We start from the raw sequence: 19,372 nt of genomic DNA, 5'->3' as shown, positions 1-19,372 counted from the left end.
CACCGCACGACCGAGTACGAGGAACTCCTGGCCCGGCACGGCACGCACGGACAGGCCGCGTTCGTGCTCGCCGCGCGCGGCCGGTCGATCGAGGAGGTGGCCGCGCGCCACCGGCGTCACGAGCAGGCTCTCACCGAGGTGGCCGCCGCCGTGCCCCTGCGGTGGCGGCGGACCCGGGTGGAGCGTGCCGGCCTCGACCGCTTCCTCTTCGGCCCCGAGGACGTGGTGGTCGTCGTGGGACAGGACGGCCTGGTCGCCAACGCCGCGAAGTACCTGTCCGGCCAGCCGGTCGTGGGCATCGACACCGACCCCGGGCGCAACCCCGGCGTCCTCGTCCGCCACCGGGCCCGCGACACGGCGGCGCTGTGCCGGGCCGCGGTCACCCCCGGCGGGCGGGTGGACGCGCTCACGATGACCGAGGCGGTCGCCGACGACACACAGCGGCTGCTCGCCCTCAACGAGATCTATCTCGGATCACCCGGCCACCAGACCGCCCGCTACCGCATCGGCCCCGACGGCGCCGCCTCCGCAGGCGAGTCCCAGGCGTCGTCGGGCGTCCTGGTCGGCACCGGAACGGGATCCACCGGCTGGCTGCGCTCCCTCTGGCTCGAACGCGAGGGCCCGCCGCCCCTTCCGGCGCCGTCGGATCCACGGCTCGTCTGGTTCGTGCGCGAGGCCTGGCCCTCACCGGCGACCGGCACCTCGATGGTCGCGGGCGAACTGGGCCGCCGGGAGGGGCTGAGGCTCACCGTGGAGTCGGACCGGATGGTGGTGTTCGGCGACGGGATGGAGTCCGACGCACTGGAGTTGACCTGGGGCCAGACCATTCGCCTGGGCGTCTCGGACACCTCGCTCAACCTGGTCGCGTGAGCCCCGTGTGAGGATGACGGCGTCCTCGACGACCATCGACCGACCAGCCGGGAGCAGAGCAGCGCATGGCCACCGATTCCGCGAACACCCCGACCCGCAACACCCGTCCGCCGCTGGCCCAGGCCGCGTTCGGGGTCGGCGTCGTCGTGCAGGACGGGGAGGGCAGGATCCTGCTCGGCAGGCATCGCGACGGCACCTGGGAGCTGCCCGGCGGGAAGGTCGACCCGACGCGCGAGTCGGTCGCCGCGGCCGCCGCCCGTGAGCTGCGCGAGGAGACCGGTCTGCGCGTGCCCGAGGAGGACGTGGACGTCTTCGCGATGCTGCACGACGTGGTCGGCGGGATCAACCGGATCAGCATGGCCGCACTGGTGAGGGTGGAGGCGGCGGACCCCCGGGTCACCGAGCCGCACCTGATCAGCGCCTGGCGGTGGACCGTTCCCGAGGATCTCCCTGGCCCTCTGTTCGATCCGTCGGCCCAGATCCTGGCCGCCTGGCGCCCCGATCTCGCCATCGGCCATCCGGCGGCCCATCTCCTGCGGATCGCCTCACCCCAGGCACAGACCTAGGTTCAATAATTATTTGCCTAGGCCTCATAGGCAGAGTTAGCGTCGATGCCATGAGAGCAGTCAGTGAGCAGGAGATCCGGGCGTCGTTCGTCAACTGTTCCAAGGGGGAGGCGAAGCGCCTGCCGCTCCCGCGGGACCTCGACGAGCGCCGCTGGGACGATCTGGACTTCCTGGGCTGGCGTGACCTGTCCGCGCCCGACCGGAGCTATGTCGTCACCGAACTCCGCGGCGAGCTCGTCGGCGTCACGCTCCGCTTCCCGTCCCAGCAGCGCGGCTTCCTGCACCGGAGCATGTGCTCGGTCTGCCTGACCACACACCCGGGCAGCGGCGTCTCCCTGATGACGGCCCGCAAACGCGGGCGGGCCGGCCGGGACGGAAACTCGGTCGGCATCTACCTCTGCACCGACCTCGACTGCTCGCTCTACGTACGCGGAAAGAAGACCCCCGCCCCCGGCGGGCGCTTCGAGGAGTCCCTGACGGTGGAACAGCAGATCGAACGGACGAGGAACAAGCTCTCGGCCTTCCTCGACCTGCTGGCGGCCTGATCCAGGAAATGCGATGTTTCGTTAGCAGATGTACGAATAGGGGACTGCCCGTGCGATCGGAGTAGCCCCATGGACGACTATCCACTCCTGAACCTCTTCCTGACCATGATGTACGTGTTCCTCTGGGTGCTGTGGTTCTTCCTGCTCTTCAAGGTGGTCACGGACGTCTTCCGGGACCACTCGCTGAGCGGCTGGGCCAAGGCCGGGTGGATCGTCTTCGTGATCCTGCTGCCCTATCTGGGTGTACTCGTCTACCTCATCGCCAGGGGCAAGAGCATGGGCCGGCGCGACGTGAAAGAGGCCGAGGACCGGGAAGAGGCCTTCCGGAAGTACGTACAGCAGGCCGCCCGCCCGGAGGACGGCCAGGGAGCCGGTGGCGGCCATGTGACCGAGCTCGCCAAGCTCGCCGAGCTCAAGGACAAGGGCCACCTCAGCCAGGAGGAGTACGAGAAGGCCAAGGCCAAGCTCCTCGTCTGATCCGCACGTGCGTCTGCCGCCCGGCTCGCTCGAGCCGGGCGGCAGACGCACGTGCGGACCGGACGCCGCCGGACCGGGAAGAAGCGGGTCACCGTCGCGGGCCCTCCCCGACCGGCCTGGCCGTGGAGGTCCGTCCCGGCGGCCCCTCCTGCGGGCCCGTCCGGACCGCGCGTACGGCGTCAGCGCACGCCGCGGGTGCGGTACTGGACGCTGATCCGCGGCCCCCGCGCCTGCGCGGTCTTGGGTACGGCGTGCTGCCAGGTGCGCTGGCAGGAGCCCCCCATGACGATCAGGTCGCCGTGGCCCAGCGGCCGGCGCACGGTGTCGCCGCCGCGGCAGGGCCGCAGGAGGAGATCCCGCGGGGCGCCGAGGGAGAGGATCGCGACCATCGTGTCCTCGTGGGAGCTGCGCCCGGTGAGGTCCCCGTGCCAGGCGACACTGTCGCGCCCGTCCCGGTAGTAGCAGAGCCCGGCCGTGGTGAAGGGTTCGCCCAGCTCGTCGCCGTAGTGGGAGGACAGCGTGTCGCGGGCCTCGTCCAGCACGGGGCTCGGCAGGGTGTCCTCGGCGCGGTAGAACGCGAGGAGGCGGGGCACGTCGACCGTCCGGTCGTACATCTGGCGGCGTTCGGCCCGCCAGGGCACACCGTCCGCGAGCTCGGCGAAGAGCGCGTCCGCCCCGCTCAGCCAGCCCGGCAGCAGGTCGATCCAGGCCCCGTCACCGAGGACCGTCCTGCGCACCCCGGAGAGACGGCCCAGGTGCGGGCGGTCGGCCTGGTCGAACAGCGAACCCTGGAGAGGAGCGGACATGGGACAAGCCTACCAATGATTAGAACAAACGTTCTTACCGCTGGGAGGCGTGCGGTTCCTCGGGGTCCTCGCCGCTCAGTTCCGGCTCGAGCCCCTCGGCCACCTCGGTCCTGCCCAGACCGGCGTCGGCCCGCCACGCCTCGAAGGACCAGCCGGTCAGTGCCACCACCGCGAGCCCGAGCATCCAGCCGCCGACCACGTCGCTGAACCAGTGGACGCCCAGCGCGACACGGGTGAATCCGACGCCCAGCACCGAGACCACCGCGACGGCCCAGCACAGGGGCCGCAGGCCGCGGCGCACCATCGGCAGCAGCACGAGCAGCAGGACCGCGAAGGAGGTGGTCGCCGCCATCGCGTGGCCGGAGGGGAACGAGTAGCCGGGGGCGTGCGCCACCGGATCCGGGAGGGAGGGCCTCGCCCGCTCGACCACCACCTTCGCCAGCAGGCCGATGAGTCCGCCGGCCACCGCGGTGACGGCGGACCACGCGGCGAGCCTCCAGGCCCGGCGGTACAGCAGCCAGAGGGTGAGCACGGCGACCGCGGCGCGCAGCGTCACCGGGTCCCACACCACGTCGGAGAAGAACCGCAGGGTGCCCGTCCACGCCGGGTGGTCGAGGGCGGTCCGGTTCAGCCACCGGGCCGCGCCGGCGTCCAGCCGCCGTAGCGGATGCCACCCGCTCTCCACCAGGACGAGCAGGAGGCCGAAGAGGACCGCGGTGACCGCGGCGACCGCGGCGGAACCGAACAGCCTGATGCCGAAGCGGCGGTCGGCGTCCTTTCGCCTCCGTCGCAGGGTGGGGACAGCGGGTCGCGCGGGCATTCAGGCTCCTGGGTCGGGTTGTACGGGACCGGGCCGCCTGGCCCGCACCGCCTCCAACTGGGCCGCGAAGGAGAGGCCGAGGAAGAGGGCGATGGAGGTGAGATAGGCCCAGAGCAGCAGCGACATGAACGCCGTGAGCGGGCCGTAGACGGTGTCGAAGGAGCCGCTGACGGCCAGGTAGAGGCTCAGCAGCCAGGTCAGGGTGGTCCACAGCACCAGGTACACGGCGGCGCCGAAGGCCAGCCAGGTGTAACCCGGCTGCCGGCGCCTCGGCGAGCGGCGGAAGATGGCGCTCGCCGAGAGGAGCACGAGGACCACCCCGGCGGGCCAGCGCAGCAGGTCCCAGGCGGACTGTGCCCCGGGCCCCAGGTCGTACACGTCGACCACCGCCGCCACCAGGTCGCCTCCGGCCACCATCGCGATGAAGCCGATACCGAGCGGGATGCCCGCGGTCAGCGACATCACAAGCCCTCGCAGGTACTTCAGGTGGAAGACCCGGTCGCGTTCGACCCCGTAGATGCGGTTGGCGCCGCGCTCGATCTGGCACATGGCCGTGGTGGTGTTGGTCAGGGAGAAGACGAGACCGAACCAGAGGGCCAGCTTCGCCCCGTCCCCGGCCCGGCTGCTGCTGCCGTCCAGCGCGTCGCCGACGACCTCGGCGCTGGGCCCCTCCGTGATCCGCCGGATGGTCAGCTGCGCCACCCTGCCCAGGTCCTCGGTGTGCAGGGCGGTGGACAGTCCCACGAAGGCGATGACCAGAGGCACCACGGCCAGCACGGTCTGCAGGGCGAGCGCGCGGGAGTGGCTGAAGCCGTCGGCGTAGCGGAAGCGGACGAACGAGTCGCGGAGCAGCGGCCAGCGGCCGTAGCGCCGCAGGGTGGCCAGTGCCTCGTCGCCGGAGAGTTCGCTGCCTGCCATGTCGCGGGTCTGCGGGACCCGTGTGGCGGTGCCCATGTCACTCTCCTCGCGCGGGCAGGAGCACGGTCAGCGCGCCGGGCCTGACCTCGGCGCTCAGACGCCGGCCCGGTGCCACCGGGTCGCCGTCGAGCTCGCGCTGTTGCGGGGCGTCGAAGCGGAGGTCCGCGCGGTGGAAGGTGAAGTACTCCACGGAAGGGGCCGGGCCCGTGTGGCCCGTCTCCCGCTCCGGACGGCGGCGCAGCAGCGAGACGACGGCGCTCAGCCAGCCGCCCGGTCCGCGCGGGTCGAGGATCATGAGATCCAGCAGGCCGTCGTCGGGCCGCGCCGCCGGAACCAGGGCAGCGCCCCCCTGCACCTTTCCGGTGTTGGCGATCAGCACCATCCGGGCGCTGCGGCGCAGCGGCCTCGCCCCGTCGATGCCGACGGTCAGGCGCATCCGGGGGGCGCGCAGCTCCCGCAGGCCCGCCATCACGTAGGCGGGCCAGCCGATCAGGGCCTTGGCGCGGTCGCTGGTGCTCTCCAGCATCGCAGCGTCCAGCCCCGCCCCGGACATCACCGTGAAGTGCGCGGGTGCGATCCCGTCGCCCTCGATCCGGCCGAGGTCGATGCGGTGCACGGCGCCGCGCAGCGCGGCGGCGAGGGCCTGCGCCGGCTTCGCGGGAAGACCGAGGTTGCGGGCGAGGAGGTTGCCGGTGCCGCAGGGCACCACCGCGAGCGGAATCCCCGTGCCCGCCAGCGCTTCCGCGGCGGCACGGACGGTGCCGTCGCCCCCGCAGACCACGACGAGCGAGGCTCCGTCCCGTACGGCGCGTTCGGCCTGGCCCTCCCCCGGGTCGTCGGCCGTGGTCGGCACGAACTCCGCCCCGTGGTGGCCGTGTTCGTCGAGCACCCGCCGCAGTTCGGCGCAGTCGCGCTCGCCGGTGACGGTGGGGTTGAAGACCACCGCCGTACGGCCGGGCGCGAGGGGCGCCGGGTCCTCGGGACGGGCCGAGGAGGCGGGCGCGGCGGCGGGCACATGCGGTCCGGTGAGCAGCGCGCGGCCGACGACCAGCAGGGACAGCCCGCCGTTGAGCAGGCCCCCGGCGATGTCCGTCGGGTGGTGCATCCCCCGGTACGCCCGGGCGGCCCCCACGAGCAGGGGGACGAGCAGCAGCAGGAAGGCGACGGGCCTGCGCCACGGGCCCTTGGTCCGGTGCAGGACCAGGACCGCGAGCCCGGCGTAGAGGGCGGTCGCCGCCCCGGTGTGTCCTGAGGTGTAGCTGGAGGTCGGGGGCGAGGCATCGAGCCGGTCGACGTCCGGCCGGGTGCGGTCCACCGCCTCGGTGACGGCCAGGAAGACCAGGGCCTGGAGCGATACGGCGACCGAGAGGAAGAGGGCGTCCCGCCACCGGGGAAGCCGGGGGACCAGGAGCAGGACGAGGCAGGCGAGGAGGGTGCCGGCGACGACGGTGACCGTGTTGCCGGCCTCGGAGGCGACCAGGGACACCGTGTCGAGGGTGCCCGTGCGGGCGCGCTCCAGCGCGTCGGTGACCTGGTCCTCGGACGTCAGCGGCCACACCCGGGCCGCCGGACCGGTGATCAGGAGCCCGAATCCCACCATCAGGGCGGCCTGGCAGACGGCCGTCGACGCGATGACTCCCACAGCCCTGCCCATCCCGCCGGCGGTCTCCGGGGCCCGGTCAGGGCGCTCCGTGCCTGCCGGGGGCCGCGGTGAGTGGTCTCGCCCCTCGGGACGCGGCTCCGGTGACGGCACGCGCCCGTCGGGACGCGGCGGCACGGTGGAGGCGTGCCCGCCGGTGAAGGCCCTGCGTCTGTCCGGTATGTCGGTCGGCATGGCGTTCCCGTCGTTTCGGTGCCCCTCGGGCTACGTGTGGGCCGGGGCTGCTCCCGGCGTCTCGCCGTCTGCCCCCTCCGCGCGCCTCCAGACCTGCAACCTGCGCCGACGGTCCGGTTCCGGGGCGTGGGCCGGGTCCTCTCCCGGTCGCAGCGGCTGCGGATCGGCCATAAGCTGCCGGGGCCGACGGGGTACGACCACGCGGTGCCTGACCAGGCCTTCCGCGCCGCCCGGCAGCCGGGCCGCACGGGCGGGGAGGACGGCCGGCCGGCGGGAGGACCGCAGTACTGACCCGCGCGTCTTCGGGCAGGAGAGCGGCGAAGCCGCCGGGCCCGGTACGGGCGACGGCGGATACGGCCTACCTCAAGGGAAGGAGCGATCCGATGCCGGAAGAAGGACGCGGTGACGACGTCTACCAGCCGGACGGTTCGGACAGCGACAACCGGCCGACGGACGACCTCGACCCGGAGAACGTGATCGACGAGCCGGACCTCGACGACACGCTGGACACGGGGTACTCCCCGCCGGAGAAGCCCCTGGGCGTGTCGAAGTACGGCACGACCGGCGAGGAACAGCGGGAGGGCGAGTCCCTCGACCGGCGCCTCGCGCAGGAGGTGCCCGAGCGCGACCCCCTGACGGACGGGACCGACGACGGGCCGGAGGACAACGGCCCGGAGGAGGACGACGCCGGGGACGAGCGCGCCGGACGCGTCGCCGTCGCCGACGAGGAGCCCGGCAGCCCTGTGCGCAACAACCGGGTGCTGGGCCGGGACGTCGGCATCGACGGGGGCGCGGCCTCGGCCGAGGAGGCCGCGGTGCACATCCAGGACGACGACGGGACCTGAGCCCGGGGGCACGCCCGTGCCGGGCGGCCCCGTGGGTGACCCGTCGGAGGCGGAACCGGAGCGCTCCGGTTCCGCCTCCGCGTCGTCGTGTGCTCCCCCGGCCCCCGATTCCGGTCTGCGCTGTTCGCGTGCTCGCCGGCGCCGGGCCGGGCGCTCCCGGGCGTCCCCGGCCCTCCTATGCGCCTCGTCCGCCGCCTATGCGTCCTGCCTCCCGATGCATGGCACGGCCGGCCCGGTGGCGGTTCAACTGAACCCCGAGAACCCGGAACCGGTCGATTGCACATCACCCACACGGGAGGCGTCCGATGACAACACCTCTGGCCGACTACGCACGGTTCGCCGGAAAACGGATCGCGATCGTCGAGCACATGCAGAACCACCCCTTCGTCCTGGGCCTGAAGCAGGCGCAGGAACACGGCCTGGAGGTGTGGATGCTGACGGGTGACCGGTCCTGGTACACCCACGGACACGACTGGGACACCCACCCGCTGTCCATCGTGGACCGGGTGATCGACGTCGACACCACCGACCTCGACGCGGTCCTCGGCGTCGTCACCGGCGACGACGGGGCGCCCCTGGTCGACGGCATCACCTCGTTCTCCGACTACCACACGGAGCTCGCGGCGCAGGCCGCCGCCCGTCTCGGGCTGCCCGGCCCCGACCCGGCCGCCGTGCGCACCGCCAACATCAAGGACCAGCTGCGGATCGCCCTCGGCGACGAGCCGTTCAACATCCCTCACGTGCTGGTCGGCCACCGGGGCCAGCTGGAGGAGGCGGCCCGTCGGCTCGGCTTCCCGATGATCGCCAAACCCCCGGCGGAGGCGATCAGTTACGGGGTACGCAGGGTCGACGACATGGCCGGTCTCGTCGAGGCCTGGGAGGAGCTCTCCGCCGTCCGGCACAGCCTGCGAGGGCAGCCGCGCAGCGGCGAGGTGCTGCTGGAGCAGTACGTCGAGGGCGAGGAGGTCAGTGTCGAGACGATGACCGTGGACGGGCACACCCATGTCTTCGGCGTCACCTCCAAGGACCTCTTCGGCGACCCCCTCTACATCGAGTGCGGGCACACCTTCCCCGTGCCGCTGTCCGACGACGAGCGGGACGAGCTGTACCACGTGGTCCGCACGACGCTGGAGATGATCGGCTACCGGCACGGCCCCTGCCACACCGAGGTCCGGCGCACCGAGTCCGGCTGGCGGATCATCGAGGCCAACCCGCGCACCCCGTCCAGCTGCATGACCATGCTGGTGACCGACGTGACCGGCCGCAGCCCGATCCTGGACGCCTGGCTGCTCACCATCGGCGTCACCCCGCCGATCGAGCCCGTCGTCCACCGCGGCGGCGCCGCCGTGCGCATGATCTACCCCTCCCGGCGCGGAACCCTGTCGCACGTCGACGGGCTGGAGGCCGCGGCCGCCGTGGAGAACGTCCAGGTGCTGCTGCACGTCGAGAAGGGCGACCACCTGCTCCAGCGCATGGACAACTCCTCCTGCGTCGGCTTCACGTACTGCAACGGCCCCGACCGGGTGGCCGCCCAGGAGCTCGCGGACAAGGCCGCCGCCCTGCTGGACTTCGTCGTCGAGGAAGACCTTCGGTGAGCCCGTATACCGCGGGGCCGGACGGTGTACGCCCCGTCGCGGCCGCGGCCGGTCTGGACGAGGCGGGCTGGAACTCGCTGCTGGGGGCGGAGGACTTCTTCCAGACTCCCCGGTGGCTGACCGTGCAGGAGCACAACTCCGGTACGGCGATGGACTTCCTGGTGCGTGAGCGGGGCGGCGTCCCGGTGGCCGGGCTGGTCACCGCCTGGGCCGACACCTCGGTCGCCTGGCTGCTCGCCCGGCCGGACGCGATGCTCAAGCGCGCCCTGGAGCAGGAGGTTCCCGAGGCGTCGGGGGTGCTGCGCGAGGTCGCCGGGGGCGATCCTGACAGCCTGCTGCCCTCGCTGGTCTGCGGAGGGCGGCATCTCGGCCGCACCCGGGCCCTCGCCTCCCCGGAGGCCGCCGAGGGCGACCTGGCCGCCCTGCTGGAGAGGGCGGAGGGGATGGCGGTGGACCGGGGAGCGGCCACCGTCTGCTTCCCGCACGTCGACGTGCGCGACACCGCTCTGGTCGCCCTGCTGGAGAAGCGGGGCTACCGCCACCATCCGTCCGACCACTACGCCTGGCTGGACATCCCGACGGGCGGCTTCGAGCAGTTCGTCGAGGAGATGAGCGCCCACCGCCGCCGGCGGGTGCGCCTGGAGCGGCGCGCGCTCGCGGAGGCGGGCGTCGAGGTGAACGTCGAACCGCTCACCCAGGCGCTCGCCCCCCGCCTCGGGCAGCTCGACGCGAACCTCCTGCGCAAGTACGGGAATCCGGCCAGCGACGAGGGCTCCGGCCGCATGATCGGCCGGATCGCCGAGATCATGGGCGATGACGTCCTGGTGTCCGTGGCCCGGCAGCGGGGCACCGTGATCGGCTTCGGCATGGTGCTGCGGTCGCGGGCCCGCGGCGAGGAGCAGTGGTACGGCCACCGCGCCGGGTTCGACTACGAGGCCCAGGGCAGGCTGCCGCTCTACTACGACGTCCTCTACTACCAGGTGCTGGATGCCGCCGCCAAGGAGGGCGCCACCGTCCTGCATGCCGGGATCGGCAGCGTCAAGGCCAAGCTGGCCCGCGGCTGCTCGGTCAGCGAACAGCGCTCCTACCTGCTGCCGCTGGGCCGCACCGAAGGCACCGCGGGCGCGCCCGCCGACGACCGGGAGACGACCACACGATGAGCGCCGCCACCGAACTCGAGGAAGGCGGCGGCTGGAACGCCGCCGTCGGGGCGACGGTCGCCCCCTCCGGCCGTCGCGGGGGCACACTGAGGCTGGTCTCGTCGGCCGACGTCGACTCCCTGGACCCCGCGAGGACCTACTACGTCTGGGTGTGGCTGCTGCAACGGCTGCTCAACCGCACCCTGATGGCCTACCCCACCGACCCGGGACCGGCCGGCCTGGTGCCCGTACCCGATCTCGCCGAGGCGCCCGGAGTTCCGAGCGACGGCAACCGGACGTGGACCTACCGGCTCCGCGAGGGCGTCCTCTTCGACGACGGCACACCGGTGACCTCGGCCGACGTGCGGTACGCCGTGCAGCGGATCTTCGCCCAGGACGTGCTCCCCGGCGGCCCCACCTACCTGGTGCCGCTCCTGGACGACCCGGACCGCCCGTACGCCGGGCCCTACCGGGAGGGCGGTGACGGGCTGCCCTCCGTGCTCACCCCGGACCCGCGCACGATCGTCTTCCGGCTGCGGACGCCGTTCTCAGACTTCGACCATCTGATGGCACAGCCCTGCGTCGCCCCGGTGCCCCGGCACGCCGACACGGGGGCGCGCTACGGGGAGGACCCGCGCTGCACCGGGCCCTACCGGGTCGCCGAGCACCGTCCGGGCAGCAGGCTCCTGCTGGAACGCAACCCCCACTGGGACCGGGCGACCGATCCGGTGCATCCCGCCCTGCCGGACCGGGTGGACGTCACCATCGGTCTCGGTCACGACGAGATGGACGAGCGCCTGACGGCCGGGGAGTTCGACATCAACCTGGAGGGGCGCGGCCTCCAGCACGCCGCCCAGAACCGGCTGGCCGACGACCCGGTGCTGCGCTCACGCACCGACAACCCGAAGACGAGCTTCCTGCACTTCGTCTCCCTCCAGCCGCACATCCCGCCTTTCGGCAACGTGCACGTGCGGCGGGCCGTGCACTACGCGGCCGACAAGATCCTGCTCCAGGAGGCCCGCGGGGGCCCGGTCACCGGGGGTGACCTGACCACCGCTCTCTTCCCGCCCCGGCTCCCCGCCCACCAGCCGCTGGACCGCTACCCGACCGGGCCCGATCTGCGCGGTGACCTCGACGCGGCCCGGGCCGAACTCCGGGCCGCCGGGCTGCCCGACGGCTTCGACGCCGTCATCGGCACCCAGCGCGGCAAGTTCAGGCTGGTCGCCGACGCGGTCGTGGAGTCGCTCGCCCGGGTCGGCATCCGGCTGACCGTCAAGGAACTGGACGTCGCGACGTACTTCAGCCGGGGTGCGGGGTCGCCGGAGACGATCCGCGAGCACGGCCTCGGTCTGATCGTCACCGACTGGGGCGCCGACTTCCCCACCGAGTACGGCTTCCTGGCCCCTCTGGTGGACGGCCGGCTGATCCGGCCCGGCGGCGGCAACTGGAACATCGCGGAGCTCGACGACCCGAAGGTCAACGAACTCATCGACACCGGGCTGCACACCGCCGACCCCGCCACCCGCGCCGGACTGTGGCGCGAGGTGGAGCGCCGGGTCATGGACCACGCGGTCATCCTCCCGCTGGTCCACGACAAGACCCTGCACTACCGGGGGCCCCGCGTCACCAACGTCTATGTCCACCCCGCCTTCGGCCTGTACGACATCCAGGCCATGGGCGTCACCGAACACCCCACCGACCGGGAGACCGACACCGTATGAACGACGCAGCAGCGAATCTCCGCTTCGTCCCGCTGGACGCCGGCGACCCGGCCACGCTGGAGGCCTGGCTCCGGCTGACCACGGACGGCGCGGACGACGTACCGCTCTCCGCGGCCCCGCCCTGCGCGGCCGACCTGGTGGGCTCGGTGCGCTTCGCGCCGCCGGACACCGTCCTGGCCGGCGAGGTCGCCTTCCTCGGCGGCCAGGCCGTCGGCGCGGTCCGCCTCGTCCTCCCCGACAGAGCTCCCGTCGCCGTCGTCGACCAGCTGCTGACGGCCCCGAAGGAGCGCCGGCAGGGGATCGGGACCGCCCTCGTGCGGCGGGCCCGTGCCCTGGCGGGGGAGCACGGCCGCACCCTCCTGGTCGCCGACCTGGTCCAGGCGCTGCCCGGCGGGCCGGCCCGGGACGGGGGCCCGGCCGCGTTCGCGGCAGCGGTGGGCGCCGCCCCCGCCGAGGGCCCGGAGGGCGTCCACCAGTGGCTCGACCTGGCCCGGCACGACCCGCTGGCCGGCGGCATCCCGGAGGTCCCGGCCGGCTACCGGCTCCAGCGGTGGGGGACGATCACGCCCGACGGGTTCGCGGTCGCCGTGTCCGAGCTCGGGCAGTCGCTCGGCGCGAGTGGGCCGGAGTCCTGGGACCAGGGCCCGGAGGCGGTCCGTACCAGCCATGTGCGGCGTTACGAGCGGATGCGGGTGGGCCGCGGCCGGCGCGCGTACCACGTGGGTGTCGTGCACGAGGAGACCGGTGAACTCGCGGGCTTCACCAGCGCCTCCAAGACCACCGGCAATCCGGAGCACCTCCTCCAGGGCATGACGGTGGTGGCCGCCCGGCACCGCGGCCACGGCCTGGGGCTGTTGATGAAGCTCGCGAATCTCGCCCATGTGCGTGAGTACGAGCCCCTGGTGAAGCTGATCGAGACGGCCAACGCCGACGACAACCGCCCGATGATCGCCCTCAACGAGGCGATGGGCTTCGTCCCTCAGGAGCGCTTCGTCTCCTGGGAAGCGCCGGTCGCCCCCGCGGTCTGACCGCCCGACGGCCGTCCTCCGCCCTCCTCCGGGACGCGGGGGACGGCCGTCGCGTTCCTGCGCTCCCGCAGGAAGCGGGGCAGCCAGCCCGTGCCGAGCAGCACCCCCGCGACCACGGCGGCACCGCCGGTCACCGCCCATCCGCTGGGGCGCTCGTGCAGTGCCAGCCAGGCGCCGGCCATGCCGACCACGGGCACGAGCATGGAGAACGGGGCCACGACTCCTGCGGGGTAGCGCTTGAGCAGGGCCGTCCAGATCCCGGATCCCACGACGCTGCCCAGCACCGCGATGTAGACGAGCGCGACCAGGCTCGGCCAGCCGTCGGGGCCGAACGCCGATCCCAGCGCCCGCCATCCGGTGCCCGGCCCCTCCATCACGGCCGACAGCGCGAGCAGCGGCACGGGCGGGATCACCGCCATCCAGAGCGCGAACCGCAGCGGGTACTGCGGCTTGGCCTGCCGGCTGGCCAGGTTGCCCACCGCCCAGCCGGCCGCGGCCAGCACGGTCAGCACCAGCGGCAGCAGCGGTGCCGTGCGCGCGCGGTCCACCGCGATCACGGCCATCCCCGCGACCGCGAGCCCGATGCCCGCCAGCTGCCGCCCGGTGACGCGTTCACGCAGCAGCAGGGCCCCCAGCAGCACGGTGAAGGGCGCCGAGGCCTGGACCACCACGGACGCCAGACCGGAGGGCATGCCCTGCTCGATGGCGAGGAAGAGCAGCCCGAACTGGGCGACGCCGAAGCCGAGTCCGTATCCGAGCAGCCAGCGCAGCGGCACCCCCGGGCGGGGCACGAACAGGACCACGGGAACCGCGAGCACCAGATAGCGCAGCGCGGCCAGGAAGAAGGGCGGGAAGTGGTCGAGGCCGACCCGCACGGCGAGGAAGTTCAGCCCCCAGAGCACGGCCACCAGCACGGCCAGCGACCGGTCCCGGGCGGTCACCGGGAGGTACCGGAGAGGAGACCGGACTCGATGACCCGGCCGCCCGTCCCCCTCAGGAACTGGCCGTCCCCGATGAGCTTCTGGTCGTCGGCGCACTGCTGGAGCACGAGCGTGTACCGGACTCCGTCGGGGTCCTCCAGCAGCCAGCAGAACATCATCACGCCGGGGCACGACCCGCCCTTGAACACCACACGGGGCCAGCGGGCCACGTCGACCGGGATGCCCGGGTACGCCGTCAGGATCGCGTCGACGGCCCCGCTCGTGTCCGCCGTCCCGTCGTCGGCCAGGGCGCCGAGGACCCTGGCCACGTCCCAGGCGCTCATGTGCCAGTCCAGGCCGAGCCGGTGGACGGTCGGTCCGAGATCGGAGCCGCGCACGGTCATGGGGCCGGCGATCCGCTCCAGCAGGCTCCTGCGGCCCGCCTCGTCCGCGGCCTCCCACTCGGCCCGGATCCCGGGTGCGCCCCAGCCGATCTCGAAGACCTCATGGCTCGTCAGGAACGGCCGCAGCAGCGACGGATCGCTGTGTCCGCCCGCCACGACCGCCCTCTCCACCGCCTCCCTGCCCAGGAGGTCCTGGATCAGGTCGGCGGCGGTGTTGTCGCTCATCGCGATCATCTTGTACGCCGTCTCGCGCACGGAGACCCGGGTGCCGTCGGGCAGCTCCTGCATGTCGCCGGTGGGCAGGCTGCGCAGGGCCGGCCTGACCGTCACCTCGTCGTCCCAGCCCACGGCGCCCGCGGCCACCGCTTCCGCAAGCGCCCGCATCAGGTAGAGCTTGTACGAGGAGCCGTTGGGCATCGGCCGGTCGGCGTCCTTGGCGTACAGCGTCTCGGTCGCAGCGCCGTCCGTCCGCGTCACCAGCGCCGACCAGGTCACCCCTGGCTGTTCCAGCGCCCGCTCCAGGTCCTCCCACGCGTGCACCGGAGGGGTCACCGTCTCGGGCCCCAGGTGCAGTACCCGGATCAGCCCGGAGGAGTCGAGCGTCAGCGACAGCGTGGAGCGGACCCCGGCCGGACCCGTCAGGGTGACCCAGGACTTGTGGGCCACCGGCTGGTAGTCGGTGACGGTGAACGGGCCCAGTCCGCGCCACTGTTCGAGCACCGCCCCGAAGCCTCGGGGGTGCCGGGCGAGGAAGACGGGGACGAAGTTCCGGGACAGGTCCTCCTCCCGGGGCGCCTCGCGGGTGGTGAGCAGTTCCACGGCCCAGCGGGTTCGGCGCCCGAGCGGAGTGCCGTCCGCGTCGAGCGAGGCCTGCGCGTCCGGGTGGACGGAGACGTCGGAACCGGGCAGATCGATCATCATCGCTCCTCGACGGCCGTTGCCGACCGGTGGTGTCAGTCCTCGGTGACAGTGATGGCCGTGCACGGGCAGAGTTCGGCGCAGAGCCGGACGGTCTCGTGCAGGCCGGGCGGTGGTTCGGTCTGGAGCAGGACCACGGTGCCTGTGTCCGGGTCCTGGTCGAAGACCTGCGGCTCCGTCGCCGCACACCGGCCCATCGCGCAGCAGGCGTCCGTGTCCACGGCCACGGTCAGCCGGGCGCCGCTCACCAGGTCACCGGGAGCGCGCCGAGGCCGTAGCTGGACACCTCGTGCCGGAAGTCGAGTTCCTCGAACGGGACGGCGAGTCGGGCGCCGGGCATCCAGCGCAGTACGGCGGCGAGCATCTCCTCCAGCTCCACCTTGGCCAGCCACTGGCCGAGGCACTGGTGGATGCCGTGGCCGAAGCCGAGATGGCGGCGGGCGTCGCGCTGGGGGTCCAGGGTGTCGGGGTCGGGGAAGACCGATGCGTCGCGGTTGCCCGCGGACAGCGACACGACGACGCCCTCGCCGGCGCGGATCGTCACGTCGCCCAGTTCCACGTCCTCCAGCGCCGCACGGGCGAGCCCGTTCTGCACGATGGAGTGGTAACGCAGCAGTTCCTCGACGGCCTTGGGCAGCAGCTCAGGGTCCTTGGCCAGCGTGTCGGACAGCCCCTGGTCGGTCACCAGGCTCAGCAGGCTGAGGCTGGCCTGGCTGGTCGTCGTCCCGTGTCCGGCCACCAGCAGCAGCCGGCACATCGGGACCATCTCCTCGACGGTCAGCTTCCCCGTGCGCACCTGGTCGACGACCAGCCGGCTCAGCAGGTCGTCGCCCGGCTCCGGCATCCGCATGCGCTCCTCGACCACGTCGCGCAACAGGCCGTCCAGCTCGTCGCGGGCGGCGGCGACCTGCGCGGGCGGGTAGCCGCGGTCGATGAGGACTCCCGCACGGTTCTCGATCAGCTCGCGCTGCTCGTCGGACACACCGAACAGCAGGGCGATGACCCGGGACGGCACCGGGATCGTCAGCCCGCGCACCAGGTCCACGGGGCGGTCGCCCCGGACCAGCGCGGCCAGCATCTCGTCCAGGTGCTCGCGCAGCACCGGCCGCATCGCCTCGGCCCTGCCGTGCAGGAAGTCGCGGGTGAGCATGGACCGCAGGCGTGAGTGGTCGGGGTCGTCCATGCGGATGAAGGAGGCGGTATGGGGCTTGTCCCGCACCAGGGGGGACGTGGTCGTCATCATCGGGAAGCCGGGGGCGCTGGTCACCGCGGTGAACCTGCGGTCGCCGAGCACGGCGCGGACGTGCGGGTGCGCCGTCACCAGCCACACCTGGCTGCCGTCCCACATCGTGATGCGGCTCGCGGCGGGGCCTGACCTCAGGAGGGCGAGTGGGGGCGGCGGATCGATCGGGGAGACGCGCTCCATGGGGTAGGACGGCGCGGCCGTCGCCTTCGGAGATGCTGCGTCCTGCGTCATGGGGGTCCCACCTATCGCTGCACGGGCATGCCGACGTGAAGTAGCGGCCCCATCCTCACCGCCCGCGTCGCGGCCTCCCCTTCGGGGCGGCCCGACCTGCATAACCAGCCACGAACGCACATAACAGCGGCCGCCGGGAGCCGTTCACCTGCCGTCCGCCCGGCTGCTACGGTCGGCGCGCCGTACCGTCGGACGTTTGATGGCCGAATCCCAGCTTCGGCCCAACACCCCGAGAACGAGGACCACATGAGTTCATCGCTAGAGGGAAAAGTCGCACTCGTCACAGGAGCCAGTTCAGGGATCGGCCGGGCGACCGCCCATGCCCTCGCCGCGGCCGGGGCCTCGGTCGCCCTCGCCGCCCGCCGCGCCGACCGCCTCGAGGAGCTGCGCGTCGAGCTGGAGTCCAAGGGCGCCACGGTCCAGGTCATCGGCCTGGACGTCACCGACGAGCAGGCCGTGGCGGCCGCCGTGCGCTCCGCCCTGGACACGCTCGGACGGCTCGACATCCTGGTGAACAACGCCGGGCTGATGCTGCTGGGTCCGGTGGAGGACGCCGACACCACGGACTGGACCCGGATGATGGACACCAACGTCATGGGTCTGATGTACATGACCCACGCGGCCCTGCCGGAACTGATCAGGAACCAGGGCACGATCGTCCAGATCTCGTCCATCGCCGCCCGTGTCGTCGGCCGCGGCAGCGCGGTCTACAACGCCAGCAAGTTCGCCGTCAACGGCTTCAGCGAGGGGCTGCGCCAGGAGGTCACCGAGCGCGGCGTGCGGGTGGTCGTCATCGAGCCCGGCACCGTGGAGACCGAACTGCGCGACCACATCACCCACGCGCCGTCCAAGGCGGCGATCACCGAACGTGTCGCCCGAATACGCCAGTTGCAGAGCGAGGACATCGCCGACGCCGTCCTGTACGCCGTCACCGCGCCCCCGCACGCCACGGTCAACGAGATCTTCATCCGCCCCACCGACCAGGCCTGAGCCACGTCCTTCCCCGGCGGGCACCGCACTGCGCGGCGCCCGCCGTCGTGCTGCCCGGGGCCGGTCCAGGGGGCCGTCCGGGAGCCGCTCCGGGGCGAGAGAAGTGAGAGGAGCGGAAGAAGAGAACGCCTGCCTAACGTGAGCCGCAACAGGCCGTCACAGGTGAAGAAGAGGCGTCATCCATAACCGTAAGGAAGCCGTCCGTGCCTTCTGCGATACATGTGCCCTCCGCTCCCGGCCGGTTGACCCGGTTGCCCTTCTCGCGTCCGGATCTGCGGCTGCTGGATGCGATCGGACAGTGCGGTGATCTCGCCGAAGCGGCCCGCAGGGCGGGGCTGAGAGCGCCGGCCGCCCAGCGCCGGCTCGACCGGCTGGACCAGGCCACGGGGCTGCGGCTGACGCTGCGCGGTGCCCCCGCCGCGCGGCTGAGCCAGGACGGCGCCAGGGTGCTCGTGGCCGGGCGGCGGTTCTTCCGCCAGGTCGACCAGGCCGTGCAGACGGAGATCTACGGGCGTGGGACCGAGGCGCTCAACGCCCCCCGCATCCTCAACATCGCCACAGCCGAACCCCTGATGGAGGATCTGGTCGAGGACGCGGCCGACACCCTGGGCATCCTCCTGTCGGTCAGTCACGACACACCGCTCCAGGTGCTCCGCCAGCTCGACGGCTACCGGGTGGACGCCGCGCACACCTGGGGCCTGGACGCACTCTCCCACGCGGTCGACCGCACCGTTCGCACGTACGAGGTCCTGGACGACCCGCTCTGGGTGACACTGCCCGTCGGGCATCCGCTGGCGGGCCGTGACACGGTCTCCCTCGCCGATCTGAGCGAGGAGAACTGGGTCTCGGAAGCCGGGCCCCGGGGGGAGGTCCTGGTGAGCCGGGTCTACCAGTCCGCCGGCCTCACCCCGCCCGCCCGCATCCAGGTCACCGGGGCGTCCGTGGCGCGGGGGATGCTGCGGCGCGGTGACGCGATCGGACTCGGATCGCCCGCCTGCCCCGCCGTCTTCGCGCCCTCGCTGGTGCGCCGCTCACTGGTGGAGCGTCCACGGCGTGCCGCCGGGCTCCTGGTCGATCCGGCCGTAGTCCCCGGAGCACTGGCCCAGCAGCTGGCCGCCCTGCTCACGACACGCTGCCTGAGCAGGTTCGCCGGGCACCACGGCGAGATGCTCCACGATCCCTGGTGGGCGGAGTGGCTGCGTGAGCAACGGGCGGGTCTGGAGCGCCGCACCACCGCCGCCCTCGGCCTCCAGGCCCCGCCGGCGCTGCCCGACGAGTCGGTGCAGGTCGACGTGGAGGACCTTCATCTCCTGCGCGCGGTGGCCGACCACGGCAGCATCAACCGCGCCGCGGCCGTCCTCTCCATCAGCCAGTCGGCTCTCACCCGGCGCATCCACCGACTCGAACTGCGCCTGGGAGCACGACTTCTGCTGCGCAGTTCGAGGGGTACGGACCTCACGGCGCCGACCCGGCAGTTCCTGGCCCGGCTGGCCGCCTTC

General features: G+C 72.8%; 19 protein-coding genes. 11 read left to right on the top strand and 8 right to left on the bottom strand.

Annotated elements, in window-relative coordinates:
• The 4 genes from B9S57_RS21080 to B9S57_RS21065 form a co-directional block, all read left to right on the top strand.
• On the top strand, positions 1 to 870 hold an 870-nt coding region (locus tag B9S57_RS21080; protein WP_103517188.1), incomplete at its 5' end, for a hypothetical protein.
• Positions 871 to 935: 65 nt separating this feature from the next.
• Positions 936 to 1,436, top strand: coding sequence for an NUDIX hydrolase (locus B9S57_RS21075; protein WP_103517124.1), 501 nt, complete (start codon positions 936 to 938; stop codon positions 1,434 to 1,436).
• Between the two features lie 50 nt (positions 1,437 to 1,486).
• Entirely contained in the window at positions 1,487 to 1,981 is a 495-nt protein-coding gene (locus B9S57_RS21070) for an FBP domain-containing protein (protein WP_103517123.1), read from the top strand.
• Between the two features lie 69 nt (positions 1,982 to 2,050).
• Positions 2,051 to 2,458 carry an SHOCT domain-containing protein gene (locus B9S57_RS21065; RefSeq protein WP_103517122.1) on the top strand — a complete coding sequence of 136 codons (408 nt, stop codon included), beginning with the start codon at positions 2,051 to 2,053 and terminating at the stop codon, positions 2,456 to 2,458.
• Positions 2,459 to 2,637: 179 nt separating this feature from the next.
• Here the strand turns inward: B9S57_RS21065 and B9S57_RS21060 are convergent, their stop codons facing one another.
• From B9S57_RS21060 to B9S57_RS21045, 4 genes are read right to left on the bottom strand one after another with little or no spacing between them, the layout of a single operon-like run.
• A complete protein-coding gene (locus B9S57_RS21060) occupies positions 2,638 to 3,264 on the bottom strand; it encodes an alpha-ketoglutarate-dependent dioxygenase AlkB (protein WP_103517121.1) in 627 nt (208 codons plus the stop codon).
• Between the two features lie 34 nt (positions 3,265 to 3,298).
• The gene (locus B9S57_RS21055) at positions 3,299 to 4,084 is read right to left on the bottom strand and encodes a phosphatase PAP2 family protein (protein ID WP_103517120.1); all 786 of its coding nucleotides are present in this window, start codon (positions 4,082 to 4,084) and stop codon (positions 3,299 to 3,301) included.
• On the bottom strand, positions 4,085 to 5,038 hold the full coding sequence (locus B9S57_RS21050; protein ID WP_103517119.1) for a YihY/virulence factor BrkB family protein: 954 nt from the start codon (positions 5,036 to 5,038) through the stop codon (positions 4,085 to 4,087).
• Between the two features lies 1 nt (position 5,039).
• Complete coding sequence (locus tag B9S57_RS21045) at positions 5,040 to 6,836, bottom strand: diacylglycerol kinase family protein (protein WP_374935972.1); 1,797 nt, start codon at positions 6,834 to 6,836, stop codon at positions 5,040 to 5,042.
• 383 nt (positions 6,837 to 7,219) lie between these two features.
• On the opposite strand from B9S57_RS21045, the gene B9S57_RS21040 reads away from it, so the two are divergent.
• From B9S57_RS21040 to B9S57_RS21020, 5 genes are all read left to right on the top strand, one after another.
• On the top strand, positions 7,220 to 7,681 hold the full coding sequence (locus B9S57_RS21040; protein WP_103517117.1) for a DUF5709 domain-containing protein: 462 nt from the start codon (positions 7,220 to 7,222) through the stop codon (positions 7,679 to 7,681).
• A gap of 305 nt (positions 7,682 to 7,986) precedes the next feature.
• Positions 7,987 to 9,276 (top strand): ATP-grasp domain-containing protein, encoded by a 1,290-nt coding sequence (locus tag B9S57_RS21035; RefSeq protein WP_103517116.1) that lies wholly within the window; start codon positions 7,987 to 7,989, stop codon positions 9,274 to 9,276.
• Positions 9,273 to 10,436 carry a GNAT family N-acetyltransferase gene (locus B9S57_RS21030; RefSeq protein ID WP_103517115.1) on the top strand — a complete coding sequence of 388 codons (1,164 nt, stop codon included), beginning with the start codon at positions 9,273 to 9,275 and terminating at the stop codon, positions 10,434 to 10,436. Before B9S57_RS21035 ends, B9S57_RS21030 begins: the two co-directional genes overlap by 4 nt.
• Positions 10,433 to 12,136, top strand: a complete 1,704-nt coding sequence (locus B9S57_RS21025) for an ABC transporter substrate-binding protein (RefSeq protein ID WP_103517114.1) — start codon at positions 10,433 to 10,435, stop codon at positions 12,134 to 12,136. The genes B9S57_RS21030 and B9S57_RS21025 overlap by 4 nt, the downstream gene beginning before the upstream one ends.
• Positions 12,133 to 13,164 carry a GNAT family N-acetyltransferase gene (locus B9S57_RS21020; RefSeq protein ID WP_103517113.1) on the top strand — a complete coding sequence of 344 codons (1,032 nt, stop codon included), beginning with the start codon at positions 12,133 to 12,135 and terminating at the stop codon, positions 13,162 to 13,164. The genes B9S57_RS21025 and B9S57_RS21020 overlap by 4 nt, the downstream gene beginning before the upstream one ends.
• Here B9S57_RS21020 and B9S57_RS21015 read toward each other — a convergent pair.
• The 4 genes from B9S57_RS21015 to B9S57_RS21000 are packed head-to-tail and all read right to left on the bottom strand — an operon-like array spanning position 13,116 to position 16,883.
• Positions 13,116 to 14,105 (bottom strand): EamA family transporter, encoded by a 990-nt coding sequence (locus B9S57_RS21015; protein ID WP_103517112.1) that lies wholly within the window; start codon positions 14,103 to 14,105, stop codon positions 13,116 to 13,118. The genes B9S57_RS21020 and B9S57_RS21015 overlap by 49 nt on opposite strands.
• The gene (locus B9S57_RS21010) at positions 14,102 to 15,406 is read right to left on the bottom strand and encodes a Cpe/LpqF family protein (protein WP_103517187.1); all 1,305 of its coding nucleotides are present in this window, start codon (positions 15,404 to 15,406) and stop codon (positions 14,102 to 14,104) included. Before B9S57_RS21010 ends, B9S57_RS21015 begins: the two co-directional genes overlap by 4 nt.
• A 35-nt stretch (positions 15,407 to 15,441) precedes the next feature.
• Positions 15,442 to 15,654 carry a ferredoxin gene (locus tag B9S57_RS21005; protein ID WP_103517111.1) on the bottom strand — a complete coding sequence of 71 codons (213 nt, stop codon included), beginning with the start codon at positions 15,652 to 15,654 and terminating at the stop codon, positions 15,442 to 15,444.
• Positions 15,651 to 16,883 (bottom strand): cytochrome P450, encoded by a 1,233-nt coding sequence (locus B9S57_RS21000; protein ID WP_103517110.1) that lies wholly within the window; start codon positions 16,881 to 16,883, stop codon positions 15,651 to 15,653. Before B9S57_RS21000 ends, B9S57_RS21005 begins: the two co-directional genes overlap by 4 nt.
• A 246-nt stretch (positions 16,884 to 17,129) precedes the next feature.
• Here B9S57_RS21000 and B9S57_RS20995 point away from each other — a divergent pair, with 246 nt between their 5' ends.
• Both B9S57_RS20995 and B9S57_RS20990 read left to right on the top strand, forming a co-directional pair.
• On the top strand, positions 17,130 to 17,873 hold the full coding sequence (locus B9S57_RS20995; protein WP_103517109.1) for an SDR family oxidoreductase: 744 nt from the start codon (positions 17,130 to 17,132) through the stop codon (positions 17,871 to 17,873).
• Between the two features lie 203 nt (positions 17,874 to 18,076).
• Positions 18,077 to 19,372: LysR family transcriptional regulator (locus B9S57_RS20990; protein WP_103517186.1), on the top strand; the 1,296-nt coding region annotated here is incomplete at its 3' end.

The organism is Streptomyces sp. SM10 (genome assembly GCF_002910915.1).
Classification (GTDB): domain Bacteria; phylum Actinomycetota; class Actinomycetes; order Streptomycetales; family Streptomycetaceae; genus Streptomyces.
This window is presented reverse-complemented; position numbering and strand designations above follow the sequence as displayed.

Coding starts and splice junctions, on each gene's coding strand:
- B9S57_RS21075 (WP_103517124.1), top strand. CDS start 936: ATGGCCACCGATTCCGCGAACACCCCGACCCGCAACACCCGTCCGCCG.
- B9S57_RS21070 (WP_103517123.1), top strand. CDS start 1,487: ATGAGAGCAGTCAGTGAGCAGGAGATCCGGGCGTCGTTCGTCAACTGT.
- B9S57_RS21065 (WP_103517122.1), top strand. CDS start 2,051: ATGGACGACTATCCACTCCTGAACCTCTTCCTGACCATGATGTACGTG.
- B9S57_RS21060 (WP_103517121.1), bottom strand. CDS start 3,264: ATGTCCGCTCCTCTCCAGGGTTCGCTGTTCGACCAGGCCGACCGCCCG.
- B9S57_RS21055 (WP_103517120.1), bottom strand. CDS start 4,084: ATGCCCGCGCGACCCGCTGTCCCCACCCTGCGACGGAGGCGAAAGGAC.
- B9S57_RS21050 (WP_103517119.1), bottom strand. CDS start 5,038: ATGGGCACCGCCACACGGGTCCCGCAGACCCGCGACATGGCAGGCAGC.
- B9S57_RS21045 (WP_374935972.1), bottom strand. CDS start 6,836: ATGCCGACCGACATACCGGACAGACGCAGGGCCTTCACCGGCGGGCAC.
- B9S57_RS21040 (WP_103517117.1), top strand. CDS start 7,220: ATGCCGGAAGAAGGACGCGGTGACGACGTCTACCAGCCGGACGGTTCG.
- B9S57_RS21035 (WP_103517116.1), top strand. CDS start 7,987: ATGACAACACCTCTGGCCGACTACGCACGGTTCGCCGGAAAACGGATC.
- B9S57_RS21025 (WP_103517114.1), top strand. CDS start 10,433: ATGAGCGCCGCCACCGAACTCGAGGAAGGCGGCGGCTGGAACGCCGCC.
- B9S57_RS21020 (WP_103517113.1), top strand. CDS start 12,133: ATGAACGACGCAGCAGCGAATCTCCGCTTCGTCCCGCTGGACGCCGGC.
- B9S57_RS21010 (WP_103517187.1), bottom strand. CDS start 15,406: ATGATCGATCTGCCCGGTTCCGACGTCTCCGTCCACCCGGACGCGCAG.
- B9S57_RS21000 (WP_103517110.1), bottom strand. CDS start 16,883: ATGACGCAGGACGCAGCATCTCCGAAGGCGACGGCCGCGCCGTCCTAC.
- B9S57_RS20995 (WP_103517109.1), top strand. CDS start 17,130: ATGAGTTCATCGCTAGAGGGAAAAGTCGCACTCGTCACAGGAGCCAGT.